At 67.7% G+C, this 12,937-nt stretch carries 12 protein-coding genes and 1 pseudogene; 6 read left to right on the top strand and 7 right to left on the bottom strand.

Annotated elements, in window-relative coordinates; genetic code table 11:
* Positions 1-677 precede the first annotated feature (677 nt).
* From ACN9M6_RS02580 to ACN9M6_RS02565, 4 genes are all read right to left on the bottom strand, one after another.
* A complete protein-coding gene (locus ACN9M6_RS02580) occupies positions 678-1,226 on the bottom strand; it encodes a helix-turn-helix transcriptional regulator (protein WP_419161349.1) in 549 nt (182 codons plus the stop codon).
* A 318-nt stretch (positions 1,227-1,544) separates the two neighbouring features.
* Positions 1,545-1,958, bottom strand: a complete 414-nt coding sequence (locus ACN9M6_RS02575; protein ID WP_419161348.1) for a HEPN domain-containing protein — start codon at positions 1,956-1,958, stop codon at positions 1,545-1,547.
* Positions 1,945-2,304, bottom strand: a complete 360-nt coding sequence (locus ACN9M6_RS02570) for a nucleotidyltransferase domain-containing protein (RefSeq protein WP_419161347.1) — start codon at positions 2,302-2,304, stop codon at positions 1,945-1,947. The genes ACN9M6_RS02575 and ACN9M6_RS02570 overlap by 14 nt, the downstream gene beginning before the upstream one ends.
* Before the next feature lie 93 nt (positions 2,305-2,397).
* Positions 2,398-2,862, bottom strand: a complete 465-nt coding sequence (locus tag ACN9M6_RS02565; protein ID WP_419161346.1) for a DoxX family protein — start codon at positions 2,860-2,862, stop codon at positions 2,398-2,400.
* Between the two features lie 163 nt (positions 2,863-3,025).
* On the opposite strand from ACN9M6_RS02565, the gene ACN9M6_RS02560 reads away from it, so the two are divergent.
* The 4 genes from ACN9M6_RS02560 to ACN9M6_RS02545 all read left to right on the top strand — a co-directional run bounded on the left by ACN9M6_RS02560 (position 3,026) and on the right by ACN9M6_RS02545 (position 8,864).
* A complete protein-coding gene (locus ACN9M6_RS02560) occupies positions 3,026-4,291 on the top strand; it encodes a DNA polymerase Y family protein (RefSeq protein WP_419161345.1) in 1,266 nt (421 codons plus the stop codon).
* 7 nt (positions 4,292-4,298) lie between these two features.
* Positions 4,299-4,577 (top strand): hypothetical protein, encoded by a 279-nt coding sequence (locus tag ACN9M6_RS02555; RefSeq protein ID WP_419161344.1) that lies wholly within the window; start codon positions 4,299-4,301, stop codon positions 4,575-4,577.
* 42 nt (positions 4,578-4,619) lie between these two features.
* Positions 4,620-8,183 (top strand): DNA polymerase III subunit alpha, encoded by a 3,564-nt coding sequence (locus ACN9M6_RS02550; RefSeq protein WP_419161343.1) that lies wholly within the window; start codon positions 4,620-4,622, stop codon positions 8,181-8,183.
* Between the two features lie 474 nt (positions 8,184-8,657).
* Positions 8,658-8,864: a helix-turn-helix domain-containing protein gene (locus ACN9M6_RS02545; RefSeq protein WP_419161342.1), complete on the top strand. Its 207-nt coding sequence runs from the start codon at positions 8,658-8,660 to the stop codon at positions 8,862-8,864.
* Between the two features lie 182 nt (positions 8,865-9,046).
* Here ACN9M6_RS02545 and ACN9M6_RS02540 read toward each other — a convergent pair whose 3' ends face one another.
* Positions 9,047-9,841 (bottom strand): DUF4377 domain-containing protein, encoded by a 795-nt coding sequence (locus tag ACN9M6_RS02540; protein ID WP_419161341.1) that lies wholly within the window; start codon positions 9,839-9,841, stop codon positions 9,047-9,049.
* A 453-nt stretch (positions 9,842-10,294) separates the two neighbouring features.
* Here ACN9M6_RS02540 and ACN9M6_RS02535 point away from each other — a divergent pair.
* A pseudogene (locus tag ACN9M6_RS02535) lies at positions 10,295-10,817 on the top strand (formylglycine-generating enzyme family protein).
* Between the two features lie 4 nt (positions 10,818-10,821).
* Here ACN9M6_RS02535 and ACN9M6_RS02530 read toward each other — a convergent pair.
* Both ACN9M6_RS02530 and ACN9M6_RS02525 read right to left on the bottom strand, forming a co-directional pair.
* Complete coding sequence (locus ACN9M6_RS02530) at positions 10,822-11,322, bottom strand: PIN domain-containing protein (protein ID WP_419161340.1); 501 nt, start codon at positions 11,320-11,322, stop codon at positions 10,822-10,824.
* Positions 11,322-12,182, bottom strand: coding sequence for a hypothetical protein (locus tag ACN9M6_RS02525; protein ID WP_419161339.1), 861 nt, complete (start codon positions 12,180-12,182; stop codon positions 11,322-11,324). The genes ACN9M6_RS02530 and ACN9M6_RS02525 overlap by 1 nt, the downstream gene beginning before the upstream one ends.
* A 327-nt stretch (positions 12,183-12,509) precedes the next feature.
* Between ACN9M6_RS02525 and ACN9M6_RS02520 the strand changes: the two genes are divergently transcribed.
* Positions 12,510-12,893 (top strand): cupin domain-containing protein, encoded by a 384-nt coding sequence (locus tag ACN9M6_RS02520; protein WP_419161338.1) that lies wholly within the window; start codon positions 12,510-12,512, stop codon positions 12,891-12,893.
* The last annotated feature ends 44 nt before the right edge of the window (positions 12,894-12,937 follow it).

Below are 12,937 nucleotides of genomic sequence, written 5' to 3'. Positions count from 1 at the left end.
CCCCGTCGTCCCAGCGTGGGGCGAACGATGCGGCCATCCGTCGTCATGGCTCCTCGAAAGACGTAACTGTAATAGGAGAAGTGGTATCGGAAGGAATCCAGGAACCCGGTGTCGGGGTCGAACACCGACATGCGGCTGTTGGCCGGGTCCGTCACCCAGAGACGGCCCTGCGGATCGAGCATGAGGCCATGGGCGTCGCGGAGCTCCCCGGGGCCTTCTCCCTTTCCCCCGTACGTGGCCCGATGGGAGCCGTCGGCCGCGAACACGCGGACTTCCTGCGCCTGCGAATCGAGAACGGCGAAACCCCCATCGGGTAATACGACCAGGCCCCTCAGCTCGCCGAAGGTGTCGGGGCCGTCTCCGTCCACGGATCCGACGCGCAATTCCTCGATAAGCGTCCAGGTCGGAGACGGGTTGTCGGGGAGGACGTTTGTGACCTGCTCGATGCCCGAGGGCAGCGTCTCTCTGGTCGTGACCCCGCCGGCACTCCCCGGCCGCTGTTGGGCGTCGGCGGTCGCGACGAGCGTCAGACCCGCGATCGTGGCCGACACAAGCGAGTTCCGGATTCTCCTCGTACTCCGTGTGGTTCCGGCCATGCCCCGCTCCTCGGTGAAGGTCGCCGGCATATGACCGACGAGCCGCGTTTTGGTTCCCTGCGTGGGCCGGGGAGGGGCGGGTCAGCCGCCGAGGGCGGGGCCGGCGAGCGCGCGCAGGTCGGGGCGGTCCTGCGGATCAAGTTGGCGGAAGTGGTGGCGGAGCTCGATCGTCGCGTTGATCGCCGCCCGCAGATGATCCTCGGAAGACCACGGTTCGCCTCCAAGGACGCCTCTCAGCCAGCCTTCCACGTCGGACCAGCGCCAGAACCGGTACCGGTCGTGAGGATCGTTGAGGGGCGGCGGAAAGCCGCCCGGTCCGCGTTTTCCGAGCACCCACAGCCGGACACACTCGCGCGAGCGCCCAATGCGGGCCGCGATTTCAGACATCGACACCAGATCGAGGTCTGCGATCCGAACCACCCGGAGACCGTCGACCGATTCGGCGTCGGCAATCGCGGAGGAGATTGCTTCGTAGAGGCTCGCTGCCTTGCGGCTGAAGTCCATGACCGGGATTCCGCTGGTGGTTCCGATCAGCGCATCGTCGCAGCCGGCTTCGTAGAGCGCATCGAACACGTCCGGGTCGTTGGTATCTGCTCCCTCGACGATCAGCGTGAAGCTATGGGTCGTCATTCTTCTATTTCCTGTCCTCTTTCGTGAGGGCATCGGCGCACGGTCTCCCGCAGATCTCTGGAATAATCGCCGGGGTTCCGCGGCGTGGAAGCGATAAACCTCCGGCAGCCACCCGTACCGGTCGCCGGGCAGTACATCACGCCCCAGCTATGCCCGGAGGATTTTGGTATTACGGTCCACCCGGCTTTTCGGGCGACGGCCAGCGCCTTCTCGATGTCCTTCTTCGGATGCCTCCGGAGCCTGATCATGCCCCACGGTGTTGCGTCGTGTCAACACCGTATCAACGGGCATCTCGCTCCCCCCGACGCGGACCGGTTTCTAGCGGTCGGAGCCGGTCCCGCGCAAAAGCTCCTCGGCCCAGTTCACGACGGTCTCGGCGATCTCGAGAGCTTCGAGGTATTGCGCCTCGGAGACGGGCACTCCCGGACCGGGATAGCGAGTCGCGACGGCGTAGGGGGTGAGGCGTCCCGCGCGGCGAAGGTCGGACGGGATGCGTTCTCCGTGCGATTCGAGGATCAGGAGCAGGCGCGCCAGGTCATGCACGTAGGGGAACTCGATGTTGCGGGAGATCAGCATGCCCTTGATTGCCTTCTCCGCCGCCTGCTGCGCGTCGAAGCAGAGATCTTCCAGGTAGACGCCGGGAAGGCGGCTCCCCGCCTGGGCGAGATTGCTCCGCGCGCGGTTGAGCCATTCGCGCGGGTCGGTCGATGGATGACGCTCAGGCGGCGTCATAGACCACCCGGCCTTCCCGGAGGGCCGGCTTGATGACCAGTGCGTGCGCATCCCGGTAGCGCTCGACCTCGCCGGGGGTCACGACGACGACATCGACCGCGGCCGCGACGCCGTACAGTTCCTCGTAGATGTCGCCCATCACGTCCCAGTTGTTGTCGCACTGCTTGACAACGAGGAGGTCGACATCGCTGTGCGGGCCCATTTCGCCTCGGACAGCGGAGCCGAAGAGGATGACTTTTTCCGGTTGAGACGCGGCGACGATACGCCGAACGATATCGTCCAGCGTCGCGCCATCGAGCGAACGCCCAGCCCCGCGCGTGGCCGTTGATTTCTTCGTGTCAGGCATCCTCGCCTCCCCCGCCGTTCACGGACGCGCATGGGTTCTGCGAACGCGCCCCGGACAAGATAACAGGGCTGTGGGCGTGACGGGGGGAGGCGGTCAGCGGGGGATGGTGCGGCGCGCGAGCCAGCCGTCCAGGCTCAGGCGGTCGTCCTCGAACAGGAGGAGGACGATGACAAGCAGCAGCGTCCGCGGGATCACGTGTGCGCTGAACACATAAAGCGGTTCGGCGAGCAGGTGGCCGAAGGTGACGAGGATGAGGACACCCCCCAGTGCAAACGCGGCGATCCGGCGCCGCCACCCGACCAGCATCAGCGCACCTGCGGCCAGTTCGATGAATGGGGTCGCGACCCCGGCGACCCACAGCGACCAGGCGGGGAGGAACGTGTCGGCGTAGGGCTCCACGAACCCGGCCCGTGCGTGCCGGAGGGCCCCGAGTTCGAACACCTTCCAGAACCCGGCCATGAAGAAGATGAGGCCGAGGATCGTCCGGGCCACGAACGCGGCCCAGCTCCTCGGTGTGATCGCCTCTCCCGCTTCTCCCGTCTTGAATCCCCAGTTCATGGATCGAAAGTATCCGGGTTTGCCCCGGCCAGCGACGCGTCACGGCTCCCTTGCATCCCGTTTCGAACCGACTAGGTTAGCTGGCCCGATCTTCGGTTTTTCTTCGGTTTATGGGAATTTCATGGGCTACGACAGCAGAGAAAATGCGGGGCGCGGGAGCCGGATGGCGCTCTGCCTCTGGTGGCCGGGGTTCGAGCTGGAACTGGAGCGGGTTCGGACGCCGTCACTCGCGGATCAGCCGCTCGCGCTGCCGACGGTGGGGGACCGGCGCCGCATCGAAATGGGGTGTACGGTCGCGGCTTCGTTCGGGGTCGAGCCCGGGATGATCGTCTCACAGGCGATCGCGCTCTGTCCGTCGCTCATCCTCTGCGAACCGGATCCGGATTTCCATGACGCGGTGTGCGACCGGTTTCTGGAGATTCTCCGCATGTGGAGTCCGGTCGTTGAACGGTCGGTGGATCGGGGGCGGTTCTTCGTGGGGGTCGACGGACTCGAACGGTTGTACGGTCCGCCGGAGCGTCAGATCGCGGGGCTCCGGGCGAGGCTCGAAGCGCTGTCGCCGTGGCTCGCGTTGAGCGCCCGGATCGGCTACGCGCCGGGGAAGTTCGCGGCTTGGGTCGCGGTCCGATCTGCAGGGCTCGCAGAGTCGGCGAGTTCCGCGCGGCCGGCTGCGATCGCTTGCGCGGCGTCGACCGATCTCGCCGCGTTTCTCGCGCCGCAGCCGGTCGAGGTGCTGCCGGTGTCGCCGCGCATGGTCGGGCGGCTGAAGCGGCTCGGGGTCGAGCGGCTCGGGCAGCTGGTCCGCATGCCCGAGCCGGCGCTCGTGTCGCAGTTCGGGGCCGATGGGCGCCGGGCGCTCGCCTGGGCGCGGGGGTTGCGCATCGACCATGTGCGGCCGGAGGCGCCGGCCCGGCCGATCCGCGTCGCGCTCGACTTCCCGAGCCCGATCGGGCAGGTCGAACTGCTGCACGCCGCACTCGATCGGCTCATCGCCCGCGCGCTCGAGCATCCGCGGCGGCGAGGCAAGAGCGTCCGTGGGCTCAGGGTGTCGGCGAGCCTCGAGGGCGGCGGCTCCTGGTCCATTCGCACGATCGCGCGGGAACCCACGAGCGAGCCTGAGCGGCTCGGGGCGTTTCTGCGCTCGCGGATCGCGCTCGACCGGCCCCGGCGCGCGGTCGAGACGTTGCGGCTCGAGTTCTTCCGCTTCGGTCCGGCGAGCACGCAGACCGGGCTCTTCGACCCGAGGGAAGGCGCTCCCCGCGTGCTCGGTTCGCTGGAGACGCGAAACGGCGAGCTTCTGCCGCCGTTCCGACGCGCGGCGCGCCTGCTGCGGCTACGGCTGGGGGGCGCGGCGCTGTACCGGGTGCTCGAACTCGAGCCGGAGTCACGTCTGCCCGAGCGGCGTCACGCGCTCATGGAACTGGCCTGAGCAGCCCGTGGCGACGAGGCCGAAGCCGCCCGCGGGGAAGCTGCGTCCGCTCAACCGGCCGCGTCCGGTGCGGGTCCGGCTCGGTGGCGCCGGCGTGCCCGTGAGCCTCGAGATCCGGGGCCGCTGGCGGCGGATCGGCACGGTGCTCGACCAGTGGCGAATCGATGACGAGTGGTGGAGGGAACCGATCTCGCGCGCCTACTTCTCGATCGTGCTCGAGACCGGCGCGCAGCTCACGGCCTACCACGATCTGATGCTGGATCGCTGGTTTCTGCAGCCGGAATAGTCGTCCGTGGACGCCCGGCCGCCCCTGGACGCCCGATCGCGCTTGGCCTCGCTGCCGCCCGCGGCTCCCCGGCGCACCGTCGACTACGTCGAACTGCATGCGCACTCGGCCTACTCCTTTCTCGATGGGGCGTCGCGGCCCGAAGAACTCGCGGTGCGCGCGCTCGAACTGGGATATCCCGCGCTGGCGCTCACCGACCACGACGGGCTGTACGGCTCGATGGAGTTCGCGCGCTTCGCCCGGGCCCACGGACTGCAGCCGATCACGGGCGCCGAACTCACCCTCGCCCCGCCGTTCGCCGCCGCCGAACGCACCGAAGGACATGGTGGAGGCGCCGGAGACGTTCCCGCGGGAACGTCCAGAGGCCGCGCGATGGCTGAACGGGCGGCGGAAACGGGCGACTGCCACGTCACGGTGCTGGCGGAGAACGCGCGGGGATACGCGAACCTGTGCCGGCTCATCACGCAGGCGCACATGGAGAACCCGCGCGGCGACCCCCGGCTCGACCTCGACGCGCTTCTCGAGCGATCCGAGGGGCTCATCCTCCTCACCGGGTGCCGCCGGAGTCCGCTTCTGGCGGCGCTCGATCGGGGGAGGGACGAGGCCGAGCGGCTGGCCGGCCGCCTGCGCGACGCGTTCGGTCCCGACAACCTCTTCGTCGAACTGCAGCACAACGCGGTCCACGGCGACCTCGCGCGCGGCCGGGCGCTGGGGGCGCTGGCGGACCGGCTCCGCATCCCGGTCGTGGCCACGGGCAACGTCCACTACCACGTCGCGGACCGGCACCGTCTCCAGGACATCCTGGTCGCGATCCGGAACCGGACGACGGTCGACGATTCGCACGCGCTCCGCCGTCCCAACGCCTGCTTCCACCTCGCCTCGCCGCGGGAGATGCAGTGGCGCTTCGCGTCGCGGCCCGACGCGCTCCGGAACACGCGGGCGATCGCCGAGCGCTGCCAGGCGTTCGATCTCACGGCCGACCTCGGCTACCGGTTCCCCGACTTCAAGGGGAGCGGCTTCGCTCCCGCCATGCGCGTGCTCCACCATGTGTGCCACAGGGCATTCGAAACCCGATATCCTCCCGGCAGCAGATACCGGAAAGAAGCCGAAGAGCGGCTCGCCACCGAACTCGCGCTCGTCGACCGCCACGGACTGGCCGGATTTTTCCTCGTCTATCACGACATCCTCGAACTGGCCCGAGAGGTCGCGCACCGCGTACGGGGCGACTCGATGCCGCGCCAGTTGCTCCCGCCCGGCCGCGGACGGGGGTCTTCCGTCTCCTCCATCATCTGTTATCTGATCGGGCTCTCCCATGTGGACCCGGTACAGACGAACCTCTTTCTGGGCCGGTTCCTGAATGACGCCATGGAAAGTGTCCCGGACATAGACATCGACTTTGCACGCGATATTCGTGAGGAATTGATCCTCGCCGTCTATGAACGCTATGGGTACGATCACGTCGGGCTCGTGTGCACCTTTCCCACCTATCGCACGCGTTCGATCGTGCGCGAACTCGGCAAGGCGCTCAGCCTCCCGGCCGGCGACATCGAGAAGCTGGCCAAACTCGCCGAACCCGGCTCGGACGGGTTCATGGCCGAACTCGAGCGGATCCCCGGCCTCGAAGCGCGCGCGAACGCGAGGATCTGGCAGGTATTCGCCGAGCTGGCCGAGGAGATCAAGGGGCTGCCGCGGCACATCTCCCAGCACGTGGGCGGGATGATCATCTCGAGCCGGCCGCTGGTGGAGATCGTCCCGCTCGAACCCGCCGCCTGGGAGGGGCGCGTCCTCTGCCAGTGGGACAAGGACTCCTGCGACGACGCGCGCTTCATCAAGATCGACTTCCTCGCGCTGGGGATGATGTCGCTCGTGGAGGAGGCGGTGGAGACGATTCACGTGCGCCACGGCGAGATCCCGGATCTTTCCCGCATCGACTATGAAGACGAGAAGATCTACGACCGCATCTGTTCGGGAGATACGGTGGGCCTCTTTCAGGTCGAAAGTCGTGCCCAGATCCAGATGCTGCGGCGGGTGAGGCCCCGGAACCTGGCCGACCTCGCGGTCCAGGTCGCGATCGTCCGGCCGGGCCCGATCGTCGGCGGGGCGGTGAACCCCTACGTCCGGCGGCGCGAGAAGCTGCGCGAGGACCCGGGCTACGTCGTCCCCTACGACCATCCGCTGCTCGAGGAGGCGCTTGGGGAGACGCTGGGCGTGATCATCTTCCAGGATCAGGTGCTCCAGGTGTGCAGGGCGCTCGCGGGGTTCAGCGACGGGCAGGCCGAGGGACTGCGCCGCGCCATGAGCCGCAAGCGCTCGCGCGAGGCGCTGCTCGAGTACTGGGAGGCGTTCCGCGACGGCGCGATGGGGAAGGGGGTCGACGGCCCCACCGCGAAGAAGGTGTTCGAGCAGGTCGTCGCTTTCTCGGAGTTCGGGTTCCCGAAGTCGCACGCGGTGGCGTTCGGGCTCCTCGCCTTCCAGTCCGCGTGGCTCCGCGACCGCTACCCGACGGAGTACTACGTGGGGCTGTTCAACAACCAGCCGATGGGGTTCTACTCGCTCGACGCGATCGGCCGCGACGCGCGCCGGCACGGGGTCGGCGTCCGGCTGCCGGACCTGAACGCGAGTGAGGTCGCCTGCACCGCCGAGGGGGACGACATTCGCATCGGGCTCGGCATGGTCCGCGATCTGGGGACCGAGGTGGCCGAACTCGTCGTGGCCGAGCGCGCGCGCGGCGGTCCGTTCACGTCGCTGCCCGATTTTCTGCGCCGGACCCCGGCCGCGTTCAAGCGGGCCGCGATCGAGAACCTGATCTGGGTCGGCGGGCTCGATTCGCTGGGGATCGAACGCCGCGACCTGCTGTGGCAGACGGGGCTGTGGCTGGGCCCCGAAGCCGAGACGGAAACGGAGCGCCGACGCCGTGAACTCGCGACGAGCGCCGCGGGGCTGGGCGGAGACGCGCCGCCGGTGCGGGGCCGGCGGAACACCGACCGGTCGGACCAGGGCCAGATCGAACTCGGGCTCGACGACCCCTACGCCGATCTCCGTTTCGCGGGCACGCACGACATGGAGAAGATGATCGCGGAGTACCGCATCCTCTCCTTCGCCGCCTCCCTGCATCACCCGTTCGCGCTCGTGGGCGACCACCTGCCCGAGCGCACCGTCTCCTCGGCCCGTTTCGCCGACCTCCCCAACGGGAGCGAGATTCGGGTGGCGGGGATCGTGGTGGCCCGCCAGCGTCCGCACACGGCGAAGGGAACCATCTTCATCCTCATGGAGGACGAGTCCGGTCCCATCAACGCGATCGTGAAGCCCGACGTCTATCAGGAATGCCGCACCGCGATCCGGCTGGAGCCCTTCCTCTACATCGACGGGACGCTCCAGAAGGACGGCGCGACGTACAATGTGATCGCCAAGGGCGTGTATCCGCTGCGGCTGAGCCCCGAACTCCGGCTGGGCCACGAGACGGTCCCCCCGGCCGACCGTAGCCCGAACCGGATCGCCGCCGCAGCCAATCGGCTCGCCGGTCCCGATCCGTTCGCGTATCTGGAAGCGCTCAGACGCGACCCGCCCCCCGCTATGAGCTGGGGCCGCGGCGGGGGCTGCCGCTAGCGCTATGGCGGAGGAATCCGGGTCCACGAACTCGATCGCGAAACCCGATGTCTATTAGGGATGCCACGTCGCGATCGGTCTCGTCGCAGCTCGCGCGGATCGTCGGCTGGGGAGACACCTTCACATGACAACGCGGATCACGTATAGTTTTGCGAATGCTGTTCGTTGAGACATCGGTGTTCACGAAGCACCTGCCAGCGCATCTCGATGACGACAACTACGCCGCCCTACAGGTGTTGCTCGCCGTACGGCCGCACGCCGGGCCGGTCATTCGCGGATCGGGGGGGGGGGGGGTCATCTACTACTGGCGCGCTCCAGAAGGCCGGATCTACTTGCTCACCTTGTACAGCAAGGGAGTACGTGACGACGTGACTCCGGCCGAACGGGCCGTCTGGCGTCCTCGAGGGGCTCCGGGAGGTCCGCGAGCACCGGGCGCGAAAGCTCAGTCTTCGGACCATACGGCTCCCGGCGCCGTTGCCCGGACTTTCGGCCAAAAAGATCAGGGAGGTTCGCGAGGAGTTCAACGTGTCGAGGGCGGTATTCGCACGATTGCTCCGCGTGCCGGTTCGAACCCTCGAGGGTTGGGAGCAGGGGAGGTCGAATCCGCCTCACGCCGCCGCGGCGCTCATTCTGATGGCCCGGAAATACCCCGACACGCTCGACCGGCTGGCCTCGCTGTAGTGTAGAACGCGCGCGCAGACCCGCACACGCCGCGCTACGCGGACGACATGGTCCACCGGCACAACGTCAGGCGATGCGATACGATCGCAGCGGCAGGGCTTCGGCTTCCAGCGTGGAGAGGTCGAGCCGGGGCCGCGGCGAGGGCCGCCGGTGGCGGTCCGCGACCCTTCGTCAGGAGGGAATTAACCGTTTTGAGTACGCTCGAGCGTCTCCAGCCAGCGATAGCCGTAGGCCGGAACCCGGGGTGACCCGGTGAACCCGTCGGGAAACATGTCGAACCTCTCGACGCGCAGGCGGTAGCCGGAGTCGTGGGCGGGCTGGAAGCCCACGATCTCGCCGCGGTAGGGGGCGCCGTTGACGAGCTTGCAGTAGCCGGGATAGCCATCGTCGCACTCGACCCTGTGGCGATCGATGGTGATCTCCTCTTCCGTGCCCGCGGCCCTGATTCTCGAGACGACTTCACTCAACACGTACCGGCCGTCGCCATATCTGTCGGCCTCGAAGATGTAGTGGTAGCCGGCCTCGTATTCGAAGCGGTTGACCAGGTCGTCGTACGGCGCGCCGTCCACTACCAGGCAGAAGTCGTCACTTCGGGCGCAACTCACCCGCGTCGGACCCACCGACAGGGTTTCGGGGGTGGATGGTGCCGGGGTCTTCTCCAGTTGCTCCAGCAGACGGTAGGCATACCGGCCGGCATCCTGCGGCGGCTCCCTCCCATCCCAGGGATCGTACTTTCCGATCCGCAGGCGATAGTCGTAGCCGACCTCGTATTGGAATCCTTCGATTCCATCGTAGAACAGCTCACCGTTGACCACCATGCATGACCGCAGGCCCACGCCGTAGCACTTGGCCAGGGTGGGGCCGACGGTCACCTCCCGGATCTCGAGGTATGCGGGCGCGTCCGGTTCCACCGAACGGCCGCAGCCGGCAAAGACCAGGGTCAGCAGAAAGAAGGGAGCGGAGCTTCTGGTGCGCACTGGAGTCCTCCTTCGGTACGGCTGCCGCCGCCGTGCGACTCTACTCCGTCACATACCCATCAGCCGCTCAAGGGTCCCCCCTCATTTCTTGCTGCGGTGGCCCGGCCTGGCGCACTCGACGATCAGCCGCTGCATATGGGGAGGCGCCCGACATGGATCTTCGACAACAAGCTTCAGAGGCGCTGCCGCAAGTGTGGGTGTGGGCCTCATGCTGCTCTCCGGGAGCGTCCCGGCCTCCGCTTCGGTCGCGGGGGTTCCTGGTTCATCGCCCCGTTCAGGTGATTCTTGACGACGGCCGAAGCCGAATGCCGATCCACCGCCCGTTCCTGGCCGGACTCCTCCTGCTCGCCGGCTCCTTGCCGGTCGCCGCCCAAACCGCGCCGGGGGAGGTGTCGAGAGACTGCCCGGCGTGCCCGGAGGTGGTCGTCGTGCCCGCGGGGACCTTTGGGACGTGTGCGTGCGCGCGGGGGCTTGCGGGGCTACACGCCGGACGACGCGGGTTGGGGGCGGGGGCGCCGTCCGGTGATCAACGTGAGCTGGGACGATGCGCAGGCCTACATTCGGTGGCTGTCACGGCACACGGGCCGGCGATACCGGCTCCTGAGTGAAGCGGAATGGGAATACGTGGCGCGGGCGGGCACCGAGACCGCGCGCTACTGGGGCGAGACCGAACTGGACCAGTACCGCCACGCGAACGGAGATGACGGCTCCGGCGGGGTCGTTCGCGCCGAACGGGTTCGGGTTGTACGACGTGATCGGCAACCGGGAGTGGACGCAGGATTGCCGGAACCGGAGCTACGGGGGCGCGCCGACGGATGGGAGCGCCCGGCACTCCGGCGAATGTGAGCGCCGTGCCCTGCGCGGCGGTTCGTGGGTCAACTACCCGGGGCTCCTCCGCTCGGCCAGCCGGGGCTGGCTCCGCACCGACACACGGGCCAGCAGTATCGGGTTCCGTGTTGCCCGGACCATCAATTGATCCCTCACTTGGAGGGCATATCCGGGTTGATCGGACTCTGGTCGACTAGCGAGAACTTGAGCCACACTCCATCCAAGCGTGTGAAGTCCCCGTCCGTCGACAATAGCGCAGCCCCGGCGGCGTGAGCCGTAGCGGCGATCCAGAGGTCGTTCTTCCCCATCGGAAGCGCAGGCTTGGGCGGAGGCGCCGCGCCTGGAGAGTCCACCGCGGCTCCCCGGGTCCATGCATCGATCCGTGCATAGGCACGCACGATCTGCGGATCGTCGATTGAGACCGTGGGGAATTGATCGAGGACCTGTTCAAGGCGGCGCCGTTTCGCCCGGGCCCATCTACGCTTCTCGGCGATGGCGAGGATTTCTCCCTTGCATACGATTGATGTGAAAGTCACGACTTCGCGGTTCCCCAGATCGAACTCCCGGTAGGCGTGCTCGGCCCACGGAGCCTTCCTTGTAAGGCCCAGCAGGATGTTCGTGTCCAGGAGAACGCGGTCATGGGACGCGGGCATCAATCGAGTTCAGCCAGAAGTTCCTCGATGGAATCGTTCCCCGGCCAAGCGCCCCAAAGAACCATTGGATCGACGTGGCGCAGCCTCTTCGCCACGGGTTGGGTCGTGCGGGCTCTTGATCCACTCGCGACGGCGATCGGCAGTTTCTCGAATATGGCGTCATGCGCGGCGCCAGTCGTAATCCGGCGGGCTTCGATGAGACGGGGTTGGCCGTTGGACTTGAAGTGCACCAGACCTTCGACCGTGGCCTGCCTGCCCCAGAGCGGTCGCAATGTCTCCACATCCAGTACGGCCCGGTCCAGTCGTCCCGGTAGCGTCCCGTGCTTGCCGAGCAGAAGGCGAAACCTGCCTTGGTCGTGGCCGATCTCATCGAGTTGTCCGCTTACGACCGCGGCGCTCGGGGCCGGGATCAGGCTGATCCGCTCCCTGATGCGTGGGCAAGCGGTATCTTCCAGCACGAACCGGCGGCCCCCGGACTTGCACGGAACGAGCTCGTAGCGAACGCCCCCCGTCCGGGCCGCGTTCCCGAGTTCGAGAATCGCCTCCAGTACGGAACTGTCAAAGCGATCGCCGGACGCCTCGGCGTTCTGGGCCTCGCTAATGGCGAGGGCTGCGAGATCGAGCGCTGTGTCGTCCACATCGGGCTGCTGGAGCCAGAAGTCCTGCTGATCCAGATCGAGACCCGCCACGCCCCCCAGCCGGGGTGCCTCAATATCGAGGATCGTGGAGCCGGGTCGGAGTCCCGTAATCGTGAAGTCCACTGCGGCGCTGAGCCAGCCGGGCTTGCGGCCCTTGCCGCCGCTTCTTCCCGTTGCCAGCAGCCGGGTGGCCCGTTCGGCGGTGCGAAGGAGGGCCCGCACGGAGCGCTCCAGCGTCGCCGCCTTGATATGACCTTCGGCTTCCTGGAGTCCGGCAAGCCGGAATCTGTAGGATTGCGTGCTCAGCAGATGCGCTCCGGTTTCGAGTGACGCCGGGGTGACGGCCCATCACACCGCGTGGTTCTGTTCCCGGAAACGATATACGATACGCCGCGCCTCCATCCGCGCCCAAGGCCGACCGCCGCACGAAGACGACCAACCTAAGCTCGTGCCGCCGGCGGCGCTGGATGTTGCGGCCCCAGCGGCAGCGCCGACTTCACGTGATCCGCGTCCGGCGTCACGGCGGCCGCAGGTGTATCATATGCCACCATGGAACGGTACACCGAGCAGTCAGACGGGCGGGAGCAGGCGGGCCGCCGCGAACCCGGAATCGTGGACAAACCGTGGGGGCGCGAAGTGTGGTATGCCCACACCGGGCGCTACGCGGGGAAGATCCTCGAGGTCGACGCGGGGCACGTCCTCTCGCTGCAGAAGCATCTCGTGAAGCACGAGACGATGCTGCTCCAGTCGGGACGCATGCGCTTCACCCTCAACGACGAAGTATTCGAGTGGAGGCCGGGCGAGGTCGTCTCGATCCCGCCCGGTAACGTCCACCGCATGGAGGCGCTCGAGGACAGCGTCATCCTCGAGGTGAGCACGCCGGAACTCGACGACCTCGTCAGACTCGAGGACCGCTACGGGCGTGCCGACTGAGTTGGCGCGTCCCGCCGCGCGCCCTCCCGGACGTTCCCACGGGA

Origin of the sequence: Candidatus Palauibacter sp. (genome assembly GCF_965197445.1) — a bacterium.
GTDB lineage: Bacteria > Gemmatimonadota > Gemmatimonadetes > Palauibacterales > Palauibacteraceae > Palauibacter.
The sequence above is the reverse complement of the archived record's forward strand: the minus strand, read 5'-3'. Positions and strand labels throughout refer to the sequence as shown.